Genomic DNA, 13,617 nt, shown 5'->3' with positions numbered 1-13,617 from the left:
AAAGGTCATGGGATGTGCATGGGATGGGCGACCGGTCGTCGGCCCTTGAGGGAAGTCTCGGAGACGTCTCCGCGCTCTGGATTCTGTGTGACCCGGGCCCAGACAGCGAGATGGATTGTCTACGACAGACTTTTGACTCCTTCACCGGTCATCGGCTGTTCACGTGGTCGTCTCGCCTGTCTGGGGAGGCTGGCGCGCCGGCCGAAGCCGACGCCCACGTGTACCTCAGGCGTTCCGTCAAGCGGGCGGGGCTGAAGGCGTTCCCTCAGCTGCCTTTCCTGGATTCTTCCTTCAGCAGCTACCTTGATTTCGGCAGCGAAGCCCAGGAAACGGTGGAGCCTTTTCTGCGCAGATCCTCAGGCTACGCGCTGGCCATCGGGTCGCCGGGCGCCGGACCGGAGCGGTGGGCGGGTGCGGCTCAACTGATGGAGGGCCACTTCTCTCTCGCGCGTGACTTCGAGAACACCCCAGAACTCGAATCGCTGCGGCGGAAATCGGTGGCGCTCTACATTTCGGCCGCGATTGTCATGGGGTTCATGCCGATCGTCCCACTGAACCGACACCCGGTTGCGGGGCATGTGATCTTCTGCCCTGCGGAATCGTACGATCGGGTGGCAAGAGCGCTGGCTGCCGGTGAACATCGCTTCTCGGTGAGGGATGCCGAGTTGCGTGAGCGAGAGATCGACAAGTTCTTCGCCGATGGTGGCGACCTCGCCTACCTGTGAAGACTGAAAGGGAGGCGTGTGCCGCACGAGACTGGGCGTCCAGGACACGAAGCGTCGGACCGCTCCGCGGTGCTCGATGCGGACGGAGCCTTCGAACCGGCCTGGCTGGAAGGGAAGTCTGTGGTGCCCCTGCCGGTGGGCCCGCAATGGGATGCAGATCTGGCACGCCGAATGACGGCCGGTTGCCGCGCTGTCGGGGCTTCGCGTGTCCTGTGGGCGGCGCTCGACGTCGACGAGCCCGTGGCGCAAAGTTCCGCCCTCCCTCTTGAGGCAGCGGCTCCGAATGTCCGTCCCCCGTCCCTCCTGTGGGCCCCGGGTCTGGAAGGAGCCGTCCTCTTTCCGGCGAGCGGGTACGCGCTTGTGGCGGGCACGGCACCCTTCATGGCGGCCGCGGTGGGGGAGGGGATCGACGAGGGGCGTACACGCTTCGCCCGTCACGTGCGAACACGAGCTGCTCGGGACCCCGAGCTGAACTCTGTGGCAGCCGCGTACGCCTCCGCACGGCGTGCGTGGTCCAAGCCTGCCGATGTCGAGCAAGGCAGTGCCGCAGCGCGACAACTCGAACTGCTCGGCCGGTTCACCGAAGGCGATCTCAGTGCGCGGAGCTTCGCTCAAGAATGGTGGCAAGCGCGCCGGGCCTCCCAGGCTGAGGGGGAGCGCATCCGCGGCTCGCTCGAAGAAGTCTTCGATCAGGTGTTCATGCTGCTGGAGGACTACGAGGTCGAGCCGGATCTCGCCGAACCAGGTGACCTGTCGGACACGGAACTCCATTCAGCGGTGGCCGAATTGTCGAAGGACATTCCCCAGGACTGGGTGGCGGTGCTGCAAAGGTGTGGTCTTCAAGTTGTGCAGGGCGACATAGGTGATGCTCCGCCAGTCCAGTCCGCCTTCTATGCGGTAAATGGAGTCGAAGTCGAGCCAGCGGCTTCGGTTCCTTTCTCCTCGGTCGATGCGATGGGCGAGCTGGGTCGTCGATGGCATTCCCAGTCTTCCCATCTCCCGCTTTACAACGAGGACGCGGAGTTCCTCATCATGCCTCCGGGGTCGGGAGGGTCGAAAGTCGGTTGGGTCAGGGTGAGGGACCAAGTGGGAGCCGACCTTCCCGCTCGCGTCGCCCAGGTGACAGGCTCCCCGGAGTTCATAGCGGTATCGCTTGACGGGTTCCGTCTGTGCGCCGTATCGGTTGAGGATGACGACTACTGGGTGGTCGTGTCCCAGGGTCTTGATTGAAAGTGGGGGCGCGTGCTGCACGGTATTGAGGGTGTCGCGCGGGAGTTGGCGCGAATTTCCGAACGGCCTGTCATCGATCCGGGAACTCCCGTTCTCACCTGTGTCGCGGTGGCTCCGGAAGGAGGTGCTGTGGAGGATTGTGCGTGTAGGTTGCGGGATGTTCTGAGTGCGGTTCTCTCTCTCGCCCTGGACGCGGACTTCGACGAGGAAGAACTTCCCGTGGACGGCATCGCGGACTGGTTCCTCAGTGCCTGCTCGGATGGTGGCGCGGTCGGTCCGACCGTCGGAGTGGCGCGGGCGCGGTACCGGGAAAGGACCGGTGCCGAGCCCTGGGGGATTCAGAACTGGCTTTTCCGCTTCGACCCGGAACTGGAGGCGCGCGGCTGGGAGTTCTGGGGTCTCACCCGTGCGGCTGACGGCGGTGGGCGGCTGGACCTCTGGCTCGATACGTGGGGTGAGCCGATGTTCTCCTGGGAGGAGTTGCGCTGGCTCCTCTACGCCTGCGGGGCTCAGGCGGTGGCCGATCCGGTGGTGGTCGGGTCCGGCTCCTGGGTCGCGGAAGCCACCGTCTGAGCGCCGGTCACCCCGCTCGCCTGCGCTCTTTCCGGCGCGGCGCCCGGCGCGCCCAGCCGAGGGTCTGCGAAAGTCCGCCCACCTCACACAGCTCGTGGCCCTCGCCGGCCCGGCACCACCAGACCGCTTGCCCGCCGTCCGACCGCGCCTCCGCGTGCACCCCGCCTCGGTGCTCGGGGCACACCGGCCACACCTGCCACAGCACCGCCTGGACCGTCTCCTGGGCCGCGTCGGCGATGTCGGCGGCGATGTCGGCGGCGACGGGGTCCGTCACGCCGTCGTGCCGGCGGCCGTCGGGCAGGGCCGCGTGGTACTGGTCCGGGACGTCCTCGTCGTCCGACGGCGTGCACGGCAGCCGCATCGGTCCGGCTTCCGGGAGAGTCGCCGCCAGGTCGCGGTTGACCGCCTCCATCGCGGCCTCCAGATCCGGGCGTGCGGCGGGTCGGGCTGCCGGTGCGGAATCTCCGGCCGGCCGGGACGGGAAGTGGCTCATCCCGTGATCGTTCCAGCCGCCCGCCCCGGTCCGCCTCTCCGTTCCGGGCGTGACGGACCGGTCACACCCGTCGTCCAGGCATGACCATCCAGCCCCCATGTACTAGAGTTATCTCGACATCGAGATATCTGCCGAAGGTGCACCGCGGCAGCCACCCCGGTAAGGGTTACCTAACTTAGCCTTACCTTAGCGGATCGGCCGGACCGGCGTGGCGGCAGGATGCGGTGGAACGCGCACATCAAAGAAGGAGACTGTCGTGTCGGCGAACAGCTTCGACGCCCGCAGCACGCTGCAGGTGGGCGACGAGTCGTACGAGATCTTCCGGCTGGACAAGGTCGAGGGCTCGGCCCGCCTGCCCTACAGCCTGAAGGTCCTGCTGGAGAACCTGCTCCGCACGGAGGACGGCGCGAACATCACCGCCGACCACATCCGCGCCCTCGGGGGCTGGGACTCCCAGGCCCAGCCCAGCCAGGAGATCCAGTTCACGCCGGCCCGCGTGATCATGCAGGACTTCACCGGCGTCCCCTGTGTCGTGGACCTCGCCACGATGCGTGAGGCCGTCAAGGAGCTCGGCGGTGACCCGGCGAAGGTCAACCCGCTCTCCCCGGCCGAGCTGGTCATCGACCACTCCGTCATCGCCGACAAGTTCGGCACGAAGGAAGCCTTCGGCCAGAACGTCGAGCTGGAGTACGGCCGCAACAAGGAGCGCTACCAGTTCCTGCGCTGGGGCCAGACCGCGTTCGACGACTTCAAGGTCGTCCCGCCGGGCACCGGCATCGTCCACCAGGTGAACATCGAGCACCTGGCCCGTACCGTCATGGTCCGGGGTGGTCAGGCGTACCCCGACACCCTGGTCGGCACCGACTCGCACACCACCATGGTCAACGGCCTCGGTGTGCTGGGCTGGGGCGTCGGCGGCATCGAGGCCGAGGCCGCGATGCTCGGCCAGCCGGTCTCCATGCTCATCCCGCGCGTCGTCGGCTTCAAGCTCACCGGTGAGCTGAAGCCCGGCACCACCGCCACCGACCTGGTGCTCACCATCACCGAGATGCTGCGCAAGCACGGTGTGGTCGGCAAGTTCGTCGAGTTCTACGGCGAGGGTGTGGCCGCCACCTCCCTGGCCAACCGCGCCACCATCGGCAACATGTCGCCGGAGTTCGGCTCCACCGCCGCGATCTTCCCGATCGACGACGAGACCCTGAAGTACCTGCGCCTGACCGGCCGCGACGAGCAGCAGGTCGCGCTGGTCGAGGCGTACGCCAAGGAGCAGGGCCTCTGGCTCGACCCGGCCGCCGAGCCCGACTTCTCCGAGAAGCTGGAGCTCGACCTCTCCACCGTCGTCCCCTCGATCGCCGGCCCGAAGCGCCCGCAGGACCGCATCGTCCTCGCGAACGCCGCCGAGCAGTTCAAGACGGACGTCCTCAACTACGTCGACGTCGTGGACGAGGCGGGCAAGGAGTCCTTCCCGGCCTCCGACTCCCCGGCCGTCGCCCCCAACGGCACCCCGTCGAACCCGGTCACCGTGACCGCCCCCGACGGCACGACCTACGAGCTCGACCACGGTGCGGTGACGGTCGCGGCCATCACCTCCTGCACCAACACGTCGAACCCGTACGTCATGGTCGCCGCCGCGCTCGTCGCGAAGAAGGCCGTGGAGAAGGGCCTGACCCGCAAGCCGTGGGTCAAGACCACCCTTGCCCCGGGCTCGAAGGTCGTCACCGACTACTTCGACAAGGCGGGCCTTACCCCGTACCTGGACAAGGTCGGCTTCAACCTCGTCGGTTACGGCTGCACCACCTGCATCGGCAACTCCGGCCCGCTGCCGGAGGAGGTCTCCAAGGCGGTCAACGACCACGACCTCGCCGTCACCTCGGTCCTCTCGGGCAACCGCAACTTCGAGGGCCGCATCAACCCCGACGTCAAGATGAACTACCTGGCCTCCCCGCCGCTGGTCGTCGCGTACGCCCTCGCGGGTTCCATGAAGGTGGACATCACCAAGGACGCCCTCGGCACCGACCAGGACGGCAAGCCGGTCTACCTGGCCGACGTCTGGCCGACCGAGGCCGAGGTCAACGACGTCGTGGCGAACGCCATCGGCGAGGACATGTTCAACAAGTCCTACCAGGACGTCTTCGCGGGCGACGCCCAGTGGCAGGCGCTGCCGATCCCGACCGGCAACACCTTCGAGTGGGACGCGGAGTCCACCTACGTCCGCAAGCCCCCCTACTTCGAGGGCATGGGCATGGAGCCCGCCCCGGTCACCGACATCTCCGGTGCCCGTGTGCTGGCCAAGCTGGGCGACTCGGTCACCACCGACCACATCTCCCCGGCCGGCGCCATCAAGGCCGACACCCCGGCGGGCAAGTACCTCACCGAGCACGGTGTGGAGCGTCGTGACTTCAACTCCTACGGCTCGCGCCGTGGCAACCACGAGGTCATGATCCGCGGCACCTTCGCCAACATCCGCCTGCGCAACCAGATCGCGCCGGGCACCGAGGGCGGCTACACCCGCGACTTCACCCAGGCCGACGCGCCGGTGTCGTTCATCTACGACGCCTCGCGCAACTACATCGAGCAGGGCATCCCGCTCGTCGTGCTGGCGGGCAAGGAGTACGGCTCCGGCTCGTCCCGCGACTGGGCCGCCAAGGGCACCGCGCTGCTCGGCGTCAAGGCCGTCATCGCCGAGTCCTACGAGCGCATCCACCGCTCGAACCTCATCGGCATGGGCGTGCTGCCGCTCCAGTTCCCCGAGGGTGCCACCGCGGCCTCCCTCGGCCTGACCGGCGAGGAGACGTTCTCCTTCACCGGTGTCGAGGAGCTGAACAACGGCACCACCCCGCGCACGGTCAAGGTCACCACCGACACCGGTGTGGAGTTCGACGCGGTCGTCCGCATCGACACCCCCGGCGAGGCCGACTACTACCGCAACGGCGGCATCATGCAGTACGTGCTGCGCAACCTGATCCGTAAGTAAGCGGGCAGGAAACGCAGTTGAGGGCCGCACTCCCGGTGACGGGGGTGCGGCCCTTCGCCGTGCCCGGGGAAGCGGGCGCGGGGGGTGCTCCGGGCGGGGCCGGGGGGACGGGGTGCCCGCCCGGAGCGGACAGAGGTCGTGCGCGGTGCTGAGCGGCTTGTGGCGGCGGGGCTTCGGGGCGCCTCGCCAGGTGGAGCGCGACAACGTTGTCTAGTGATTCCGTTCCTGACTCTACCGCCCCAACGGACAACGATGTCAAGCAACTTGAGGCAATGAGGTGGGGCGGGCGCGGCCCTCTTCCGTGGTGCGGCCGGCGCGCGTTACTGTCCCTGCGGCTTGTGCGACCAGTGGTGCGCGACCCGTCCGCAAGGAGGAAGGGCCGCGTGATGCGTTTTAGACCCATGCCCCTGCTGCTGGCCGCCGCGCTCGCGGTGGGCGGCGCCACCCCCGCCCTCGCGGCGGGCTCCGCACCCCCCGGCCTCGTCGACGACCCGACCTCGTACGTCGATCCGCTGATCGGCACCAGCAACGGCGGCGACACCTATCCCGGCGCCGTGGTGCCCTTCGGCATGCTCTCCTGGAGCCCGGAGACCACCAGAGGCGACGCCACCCGCACCACGGCGCCCGGCGGTTACCACCACGACGCCACCCGCGTCCGGGGCTTCAGCCTCACCCACATGTCCGGCACCGGCTGCGCGGGCGGCAGCGGGGACATCCCCTTCTTCCCGTACGCCGGTGAGGTCGCCTCCTCCCCGGCGAGCGACACCAAGGACGCCCTCTACGCCTCCGACTTCACGCACACCGACGAGACCGCCGAGCCCGGCCACTACAAGCTCGGCCTCGCCTCCGGAGTCACCGCCGACCTGACCGCGACCGCCCGCACCGGCTCGGCCCGCTTCTCCTACCCCGCCGGAAAGCCCGCCTCGCTGCTCGTGCGCACCGCCAACTCCGAGGTGGGCTCGGAGGATTCGAAGGTCAGCATCGACCCCGCGACCCGTACCGTCTCCGGCTCCGTCACCTCCGGCAACTTCTGCGGCTACCTCGACCCCGAGGGCCAACGCTCCTACTACACCCTGTACTTCACCGCCCACTTCGACCGCGCCTTCAAGGCCACCGGTACCTGGCAGGACGACAAGCTGAATCCCGGCTCCACCAGCGCCTCCGGCGGCACCGGCGGCTTCTCCCACGGCGGCCGGCCCGTCGCCGGAAAGGGCGCCGGAGGATACGTCGAGTTCGCGCCCGGCGAGGGCCCGGTGAACGTCAAGGTCGGTATCTCCTACGTCAGCCAGGACGCCGCCGAGGCCAACCTGCGCGCCGAGAACGGCCCGCGCCGCTCCTTCGACGCCGTCCGGGACGCCGCCCGCGCCGCCTGGCGGGAGCGGCTCGGGGCCATCCGGGTCGGCGGCGGCACCGACGCCGAGCGCACCACCTTCTACACCGCGCTCTACCACGCCCTGTTCCACCCCAACGTCATCAGCGACGCCGACGGCCGCTACCGGGGCAGCGACGGCGAGGTGCACCGGGTGGGACACGGCCACCGCGCCCAGTACGGCACCTTCTCCGGCTGGGACGTCTACCGCGACCAGGTCCAGTTGCTCACCCTGCTCGACCCGCGCACCGGCTCCGACATCGCCCAGTCGCTCTACGAGCTGGCCGGGCAGAACGGCGGCATCTGGGACCGCTGGCTGCACGGCGCGGGCGGCACCCACGTCATGAACGGCGACCCCTCGCCCAGCGCGCTCGCCGGCATCCACGCCTTCGGCGGCACCGGGTTCGACCTCAAGGGCGCCCTGAAGTCCCTGGTCAAGGCCGCCACCGTGCCCACGGAGCAGGATCTGTCCCCGGCCGGCAAGCCGGTGCTGTCCGTGGGCCAGCGCCCCTCGCTCGACAAGTACCTGAAGCAGCACTACATGCCCAGCGTCTCCAACGCCTGGGGCGGCGCCGCCGAGACGCTGGAGATGTCCACCGCCGACTTCTCCCTCTCGCAACTGGCAGCGGCGGCAGGGGAGGAGAAGACCGAGAAGCGGTTCGCCGAACGCGCCCAGTGGTGGCAGAACAACTTCAACGTCGCGGCCGACTCCACCGGCGGCTACATCGCCAACCGCAAGGCGGACGGCAGTTGGGTGACCGGCTTCACCCCGGACACCGGTAACGGCTTCGTGGAGGGCAGCGCCGCCCAGTACACCTGGATGGTCCAGCACAACCCGGCCGGACTGTTCGCCGCGCTGGGCGGCACCGACAAGGCGCTGGCCCGGCTGGACTCCTTCTTCCACACCGCCGACGGCAAGTGGGCCTTCACCGGCCAGGGCGGCGCCAAGTCCGAGATGGACAACGAGCCCTCGATCAACGTGCCTTATCTGTACGCCTACGCGGGCGCCCCCTACAAGACGCAGGACACCGTCCGCGCGGCGATGCGGCAGCTCTGGTCCACCGGGCCGGGCGGCATCCCGGGCAACGACGACCTCGGCGCGATGTCGGCCTGGTACGTCTTCTCGGCCATGGGCATGTACCCGCAGGTGCCCTCGCGATCCGAACTGGTCCTGGCCTCACCGCTGTTCGAGCGGGTGGAGATCAAGCGTCCACACGGCAACGACATCTCGATCCGGGCCGAGGGCGCTGCCGCCGACGCGCCGTACGTCCAGTCCCTGAAGGTCGACGGCCGCTCCAGTGACCGGGCCTGGCTGCCCGCGTCCTTCGTGCGGGACGGCGGCCGGCTCGACTACCGGCTGGGCACCACCCCGAACCGCGCCTGGGGCGCCAAGACCCCGCCGCCCTCCTTCCGCCAGGGCGAGCAGCCGTACCAGATCGGCGTCGGCCCGACCACCGCCACCCTCGCCCCCGGCGACAGCGCCACGATCGACGTACGGGCGCTGTCACTGAACGGCGGCACCGGCCCCGAGGTCCGCTTCAGGACCGAGACGCCCGCCGGAGTCACCGCCACCCCCGCGGAGGGCACGGTCAACGGCGGGGCACAACGGATCACCCTCACCGCAGCCCAGGACGCCACCCAGGGCTTCTACACCGCCAAGGTGACGGTGACCTCGGGCAGCACCTCCTACGAGCAGCCCGTCTCCCTGACCGTCGCCGCCCCCGGCAGCCTGCTGGCCGCCTACGACAACACCGGCGTCTCGGACGACACCGGAGACCACGACGAGGCGGACTACGACGGCGGCGGCTGGAGTTACTCGAAGCAGGCCCTCGCCGACGCCGGTCTCACCGCGGGCAAGCAGGCCACGGTCGGCGGCCTCGCCTACACCTGGCCCGACTCGCCCGCCGGCCGTCCGGACAACGCCTCCGCCCACGGCCAGACCGTCGAACTCACTGATCCGGCAGCCTCGTTGGCCTTCATCGGCAGCGCCGTCAACGGCAACCAGTCGGCCAAGGCCACCGTCACCTACACCGACGGCAGCACCTCCACCGCCGACCTCTCCTTCACCGACTGGACCGTCGGCGGGGGAGGCGGCAGCGTCCAGTACGGCAACGAGGTCGTCGCCAAGGCCGCGTACCGCAACGTCGCGGGCGCCGACAAGGACCCCGTCGCCACCTATGTGTTCGCCACCAAGCCGTTCAGCGCGCCGGACGGCAAGAGGATCAGGAGCGTGAAGCTGCCGGACGGCGGTGACCTGCACGTGTTCTGCCTCGCCACGGGCTGACCCGGGCCGGTTCCGCCTCCAAGGTGTGGTGCGGCGGCAGTAGCATCTGTCTCCGCACCCAAACCGACACCGACAAGGCGGAACCGCCCGATGGCCGACGAGGCTTACCTCTTCCTGCTCCCCGACCGTCACCCGAGCCTCGGCGCGGCCATGGCCGCCGTCGCCCCGCTGGAATGCGACCAGACCCCGGCCGTGCGGGGCTGGATCTCCGCCCATGACGTGGCCCCCTCCTCCGAGCAGTTGAGGATCCTGCCCGCGGGGTCGGAGATCCTCATCCCCGAGGAGGCCGAACGCCTGCCGATCCCGCTGACCGAGGCGGAGGAGGTCCGGGTCCAGCAGGAGTGCGCACCCCAGTCGGTCACCGACATGGAGCGCGAACTGCTGGACTTCCGCGACGCCACGCAGGGCTGGGAGACCCTGGTGCACCGGGCCCTGACCGCCGGGGTCCCGGCGCCGCGCATCGCCCGGCTGACCGGGCTCGACCCCCAGGAGATCGGCCGGCTGACCGGCGTGTGACGCGTCTTCAGCGGGGGGCGGAGTCCGGCTCGGGGCTCGGGCCGGTGAGTTCGGGCTCCAGCCCCTCCGCGACGTGCGTGGGCCGTCGGCCCGTGTCCGACCGCCACGCCTCGAAGGCCCGGCCGGTCAGGACGACGACGGCCAGCCCGAGCAGCCACCCGCCGAGCACGTCGCTGAACCAGTGCACGCCCAGCGCGACCCGCGTGAAGCCGACCCCGAGCACCGACAGCACCGCCACGGCCCAGCACACGACACGGGCGCGGCGCGGCACCAGGGGCAGCAGGACCAGCAGGAACACCGCGAACGAGGTGGTGGCCGTCATCGCGTGCCCGGACGGGAAGGAATAGCCCGGCGCGTGCGCCACGGGGTCCTCCAGCACCGGCCGCGCCCGCTCGACCACCGTCTTGACCCCGAGGCCGATCAGCCCCCCGGCCACCGCCGTCGCCGCCGCCCACGCGGCCAGCCGCCGGGCACCGCGCCACAGCAGCCAGCCGGTCAGCAGCGCCACGGCCACGCGCAGGGTCAGCGGGTCCCAGACGTAGTCGGACAGCACACGCAGGGTGCTCGTCCAGGCGGGATGGTCCACGGCGACCTGGTGCAAGCCGTTCGCCGCGTCGCGGTCGAGGTCGCGAAGCGGCCGCCATTGCCCCTCCACCAGGACCAGCAGCAGCGCGAACGGCACGGCGGCGGCAGCGGCGACCCCGGCCGCAGCGAGCAGCCGGACGCCGAACCGCCGGTCGGTGGCCTTCAGAGTCGTGGTTCTCGTGCGCATCAGACCCCCGGATCGGGTTGGATCGGTTCGGGCCGCCGCCCGCGCGCCGCCTCCAACTGCGCGGCGAAGGACAGCCCGAGGAACAGGGCCACCGAGGTCAGGTAGGCCCACAGCAGCAGGGACATGAAGGCGCTGAGCGGACCGTAGACGGTGTCGAAGGAGCCGCTCAGGTCGAGGTACAGCGTGAGCACCCAGGTCAGGGTCGTCCAGAGCACCAGGTACACCGCCGCGCCGAAGGCCAGCCAGGTGTAGCCCGGCTGCTTGCGGCGCGGGGAGCGCCGGAATATTGCGCTGGCGGAGATCAGGGCGAGCAGCAGCCCGAAGGGCCAGCGCACCACGTTCCACGTCATCTGGGCGGTGGAGCCGAGCCCGTAGACGGCGCCCGCGGCCGAGGCCAGGTCGTCCCCGGCGACCACGACGATGAAGCCCAGGCCGAGCGGGAACCCCGCGCACAGCGCCATGACCAGCCCGCGCGAGTACTTGAGGTGGAAGGGCCGGTCGCGTTCGTTGCCGTATATGCGGTTGGCGCCGCGCTCTATCTGGCACATGGCCGTGGTGACGTTGACGATGGAGAAGATCGCGCCGAACCAGAGGGCGACCTGGGCGCCGTCGCCCGCCTTGCGACGGCTGCGGTCGAGCGCGTCGTCGACCACCTCCGCGCTGGGCCCCTCGGCGATCCGGTGGATCGTCAGCTCGGCCATCCTGCCGATGTCCTCGGTGTGCAGGCTGGTGGACAGGCCGACGAACGCCAGGGCCAGCGGGATCACCGCCAGCACCGTCTGGAGGGCGAGCGCGCGGGAATGGCTGAACCCGTCGGCGTAGCGGAAGCGGAGGAAGGCGTCGCGCAGCAGCGACCAGCCGCCGTAGCGGCGCAGGGTCACCCACGCCTCGTCGGCGGAGAGTTCGTCCCCGCTCATGTCCCGGGTCTCGGGGACCTTGGTGGCGCTGCCCATGTCAGCCCTCCCGGTCCGGGACCAGTACGGTCAGCGCGCCCGGCCTGACCTCCACGGTCAGCCTGCGTCCCGACCCGACCGGGTCCCCGTCGATCTCGCGGGGCTGGGGTGCGTCGAAGGTGAACTCGGCCCGGCGGAAGGTGCGGAACTCCGGCTGCCCGTCGCCCTCCTGTGCGTCCCGCTTCCGGTGCAGCAGCAGCGTGCCCAGGGTGCGCAGCCAGCCGCCGGGGCCCCGCGGGTCGAGGATCAGCAGGTCCAGCACACCGTCGTCGGGCCGGGCGTCCGGGATCAGGCGCAGGCCGCCCTGGAGGGCGCCGGTGTTGCCGACGAGCGCCATGCGGGCCGTACGGCGCAGTGGCGCGGCCCCGTCGAGGCGGACGCTCAGGCGCATCCGGGGGCCGCGCATCGCCTTCGGGGCGGCGAGCACGTAGGCGGGCCAGCCCAGCAGGGACTTGGCCCGGTCGTGATCCTCCGCGTACTTCATCATCGCGGCGTCCAGGCCGACGCCGGACATGACGGCGAAGTGGGTGGCGGGCAGGCCGTCGCCCTCGACCCGAGCGAGGTCCAGGGCGCGGGGCGCGCCGCCGAGCGCGGCGTCCAGGGCCTCGGCCGGGGAGAGCGGCAGACCGAGGTTGCGGGCGAGGAGGTTGCCGGTGCCGCAGGGCACGACGGCGAGCGGGACACCGCTGTCGGCCAGCCGGTCGGCGGCCGCGCGTACGGTGCCGTCGCCGCCGCAGACCACGACCAGCGCGGCGCCCTCGTCGAGCGCCTGGGCGGTCTGGCCGCCGCCGGGGTCGGCCGCCGTCGTCTCGATGAACACCGGTTCGTGGTGGCCGTGCTGGGCGAGGACCCGGCGCAGTTCGTCCCGCGCGCTCTCGTCGACCGTGGTGGGGTTGACGACCACGGCGACCCGGCCCGGCAGCCGCTCGGCGCGGGCCGCCTCGGGGACGACGGGCAGGGCGGAGGGCGCCGAGACCCGGCCGTCGCGGAGCAGGGCGTGCCCCACGATCAGCAGGGCCAGCGCGCCGTTGACCATGCCGCCGAGCACGTCGGTGGGGTGGTGCATGCCCCGGTACAGGCGGGAGACGCCCACGATGACCGGCAGCAGGAGCAGCAGCGCGGCCAGCACGCGCCGCCAGGGGTTCCGTACGCGGGACAGCACGAGGACGGCGAGACCGCCGTAGACGGCGGTGGCGGCGCCGGTGTGGCCGGAGGTGTAGCTGGAGGTCGGCAGGGAGCCGTCGAGCCGGTGCACGTCGGGGCGCTGGCGGTCCACCGCGATGGTGATGACCAGGAACACCAGCGACTGGAGGGCGACCCCGAGCGCCAGGAACGACGCCTGACGCCACATCGGCAGCCTGGGTATCAGGATCAGCGCCAGGCAGGCCGCCAGCGTCACCCCGATCACGGTGCCCGTGTTGCCCAGCTCGGACCCGATCGAGGACAGCGTGGTCAGGGTGGAGGTGCGCAGCCGCTCCAGGCCCCGGTTGACGCCGTCCTCGGCCGTCATCGGCCACAGGTGCCGGGCGGGGCCGGTGATCAGGAAGCCCACGCCGATCATCAGCACGGCCTGGCACACGGCCAGGGCGCCGATGGACGCGGCAGCCCGGGCCACGCCGCGCGGCATCTCGCGGGGGCGTCCGGCGGCGGCTGCCTTCGCGGGGCGGGGCCCGTCCTCGGGCAGTCCGGCAGATCTCTCCGGTACGGCGGTCGGCATCGCTGTCGCTC

Annotated in this window: 10 protein-coding genes; 6 read left to right on the top strand and 4 right to left on the bottom strand. The window is 70.6% G+C overall.

What is annotated here, in order from left to right; all coding sequences use genetic code 11:
- Positions 1–23 precede the first annotated feature (23 nt).
- The 3 genes from HEK131_RS21225 (at position 24) to HEK131_RS21215 (ending at position 2,528) form a co-directional block, all read left to right on the top strand.
- Entirely contained in the window at positions 24–725 is a 702-nt protein-coding gene (locus tag HEK131_RS21225; RefSeq protein ID WP_244336579.1) for a hypothetical protein, read from the top strand.
- Positions 726–794: 69 nt separating this feature from the next.
- A complete protein-coding gene (locus tag HEK131_RS21220) occupies positions 795–1,955 on the top strand; it encodes a colicin immunity domain-containing protein (protein WP_244336578.1) in 1,161 nt (386 codons plus the stop codon).
- A gap of 12 nt (positions 1,956–1,967) precedes the next feature.
- Entirely contained in the window at positions 1,968–2,528 is a 561-nt protein-coding gene (locus tag HEK131_RS21215) for a hypothetical protein (protein WP_244336577.1), read from the top strand.
- A 7-nt stretch (positions 2,529–2,535) separates the two neighbouring features.
- Here HEK131_RS21215 and HEK131_RS21210 read toward each other — a convergent pair whose 3' ends face one another.
- Complete coding sequence (locus tag HEK131_RS21210) at positions 2,536–2,940, bottom strand: hypothetical protein (protein ID WP_244336576.1); 405 nt, start codon at positions 2,938–2,940, stop codon at positions 2,536–2,538.
- A gap of 337 nt (positions 2,941–3,277) precedes the next feature.
- Between HEK131_RS21210 and acnA the strand changes: the two genes are divergently transcribed.
- From acnA to HEK131_RS21195, 3 genes are all read left to right on the top strand, one after another.
- Positions 3,278–5,995, top strand: a complete 2,718-nt coding sequence (acnA, locus tag HEK131_RS21205; RefSeq protein WP_217463321.1) for an aconitate hydratase AcnA — start codon at positions 3,278–3,280, stop codon at positions 5,993–5,995.
- 386 nt (positions 5,996–6,381) lie between these two features.
- On the top strand, positions 6,382–9,648 hold the full coding sequence (locus HEK131_RS21200) for a GH92 family glycosyl hydrolase (RefSeq protein ID WP_244336575.1): 3,267 nt from the start codon (positions 6,382–6,384) through the stop codon (positions 9,646–9,648).
- A 90-nt stretch (positions 9,649–9,738) separates the two neighbouring features.
- Positions 9,739–10,164 (top strand): DUF6003 family protein, encoded by a 426-nt coding sequence (locus tag HEK131_RS21195; RefSeq protein WP_217463319.1) that lies wholly within the window; start codon positions 9,739–9,741, stop codon positions 10,162–10,164.
- Positions 10,165–10,171: 7 nt separating this feature from the next.
- On the opposite strand, the gene HEK131_RS21190 is transcribed toward HEK131_RS21195, so the two are convergent.
- From HEK131_RS21190 to HEK131_RS21180, 3 genes are read right to left on the bottom strand one after another with little or no spacing between them, the layout of a single operon-like run.
- Complete coding sequence (locus tag HEK131_RS21190) at positions 10,172–10,936, bottom strand: phosphatase PAP2 family protein (RefSeq protein WP_244336574.1); 765 nt, start codon at positions 10,934–10,936, stop codon at positions 10,172–10,174.
- Positions 10,936–11,889, bottom strand: coding sequence for a YihY/virulence factor BrkB family protein (locus tag HEK131_RS21185; protein ID WP_161148418.1), 954 nt, complete (start codon positions 11,887–11,889; stop codon positions 10,936–10,938). The genes HEK131_RS21190 and HEK131_RS21185 overlap by 1 nt, the downstream gene beginning before the upstream one ends.
- A 1-nt stretch (position 11,890) precedes the next feature.
- On the bottom strand, positions 11,891–13,606 hold the full coding sequence (locus tag HEK131_RS21180; protein ID WP_432215656.1) for a diacylglycerol kinase family protein: 1,716 nt from the start codon (positions 13,604–13,606) through the stop codon (positions 11,891–11,893).
- Positions 13,607–13,617: the final 11 nt, after the last annotated feature.

This window comes from Streptomyces seoulensis, from assembly GCF_022846655.1.
In the GTDB taxonomy this organism is placed as follows: domain Bacteria; phylum Actinomycetota; class Actinomycetes; order Streptomycetales; family Streptomycetaceae; genus Streptomyces.
Note: the sequence above shows the minus strand (reverse complement) of the source record. Positions and strands in the feature narration are given on the sequence as shown.

Excerpts from the sequence above, each read along its gene's own strand:
- HEK131_RS21225 (WP_244336579.1), top strand. The coding sequence starts at position 24 with ATGGGCGACCGGTCGTCGGCCCTTGAGGGAAGTCTCGGAGACGTCTCC.
- HEK131_RS21210 (WP_244336576.1), bottom strand. The coding sequence starts at position 2,940 with ATGGAGGCGGTCAACCGCGACCTGGCGGCGACTCTCCCGGAAGCCGGA.
- HEK131_RS21200 (WP_244336575.1), top strand. The coding sequence starts at position 6,382 with ATGCGTTTTAGACCCATGCCCCTGCTGCTGGCCGCCGCGCTCGCGGTG.
- HEK131_RS21195 (WP_217463319.1), top strand. The coding sequence starts at position 9,739 with ATGGCCGACGAGGCTTACCTCTTCCTGCTCCCCGACCGTCACCCGAGC.
- HEK131_RS21190 (WP_244336574.1), bottom strand. The coding sequence starts at position 10,936 with ATGCGCACGAGAACCACGACTCTGAAGGCCACCGACCGGCGGTTCGGC.
- HEK131_RS21185 (WP_161148418.1), bottom strand. The coding sequence starts at position 11,889 with ATGGGCAGCGCCACCAAGGTCCCCGAGACCCGGGACATGAGCGGGGAC.
- HEK131_RS21180 (WP_432215656.1), bottom strand. The coding sequence starts at position 13,606 with ATGCCGACCGCCGTACCGGAGAGATCTGCCGGACTGCCCGAGGACGGG.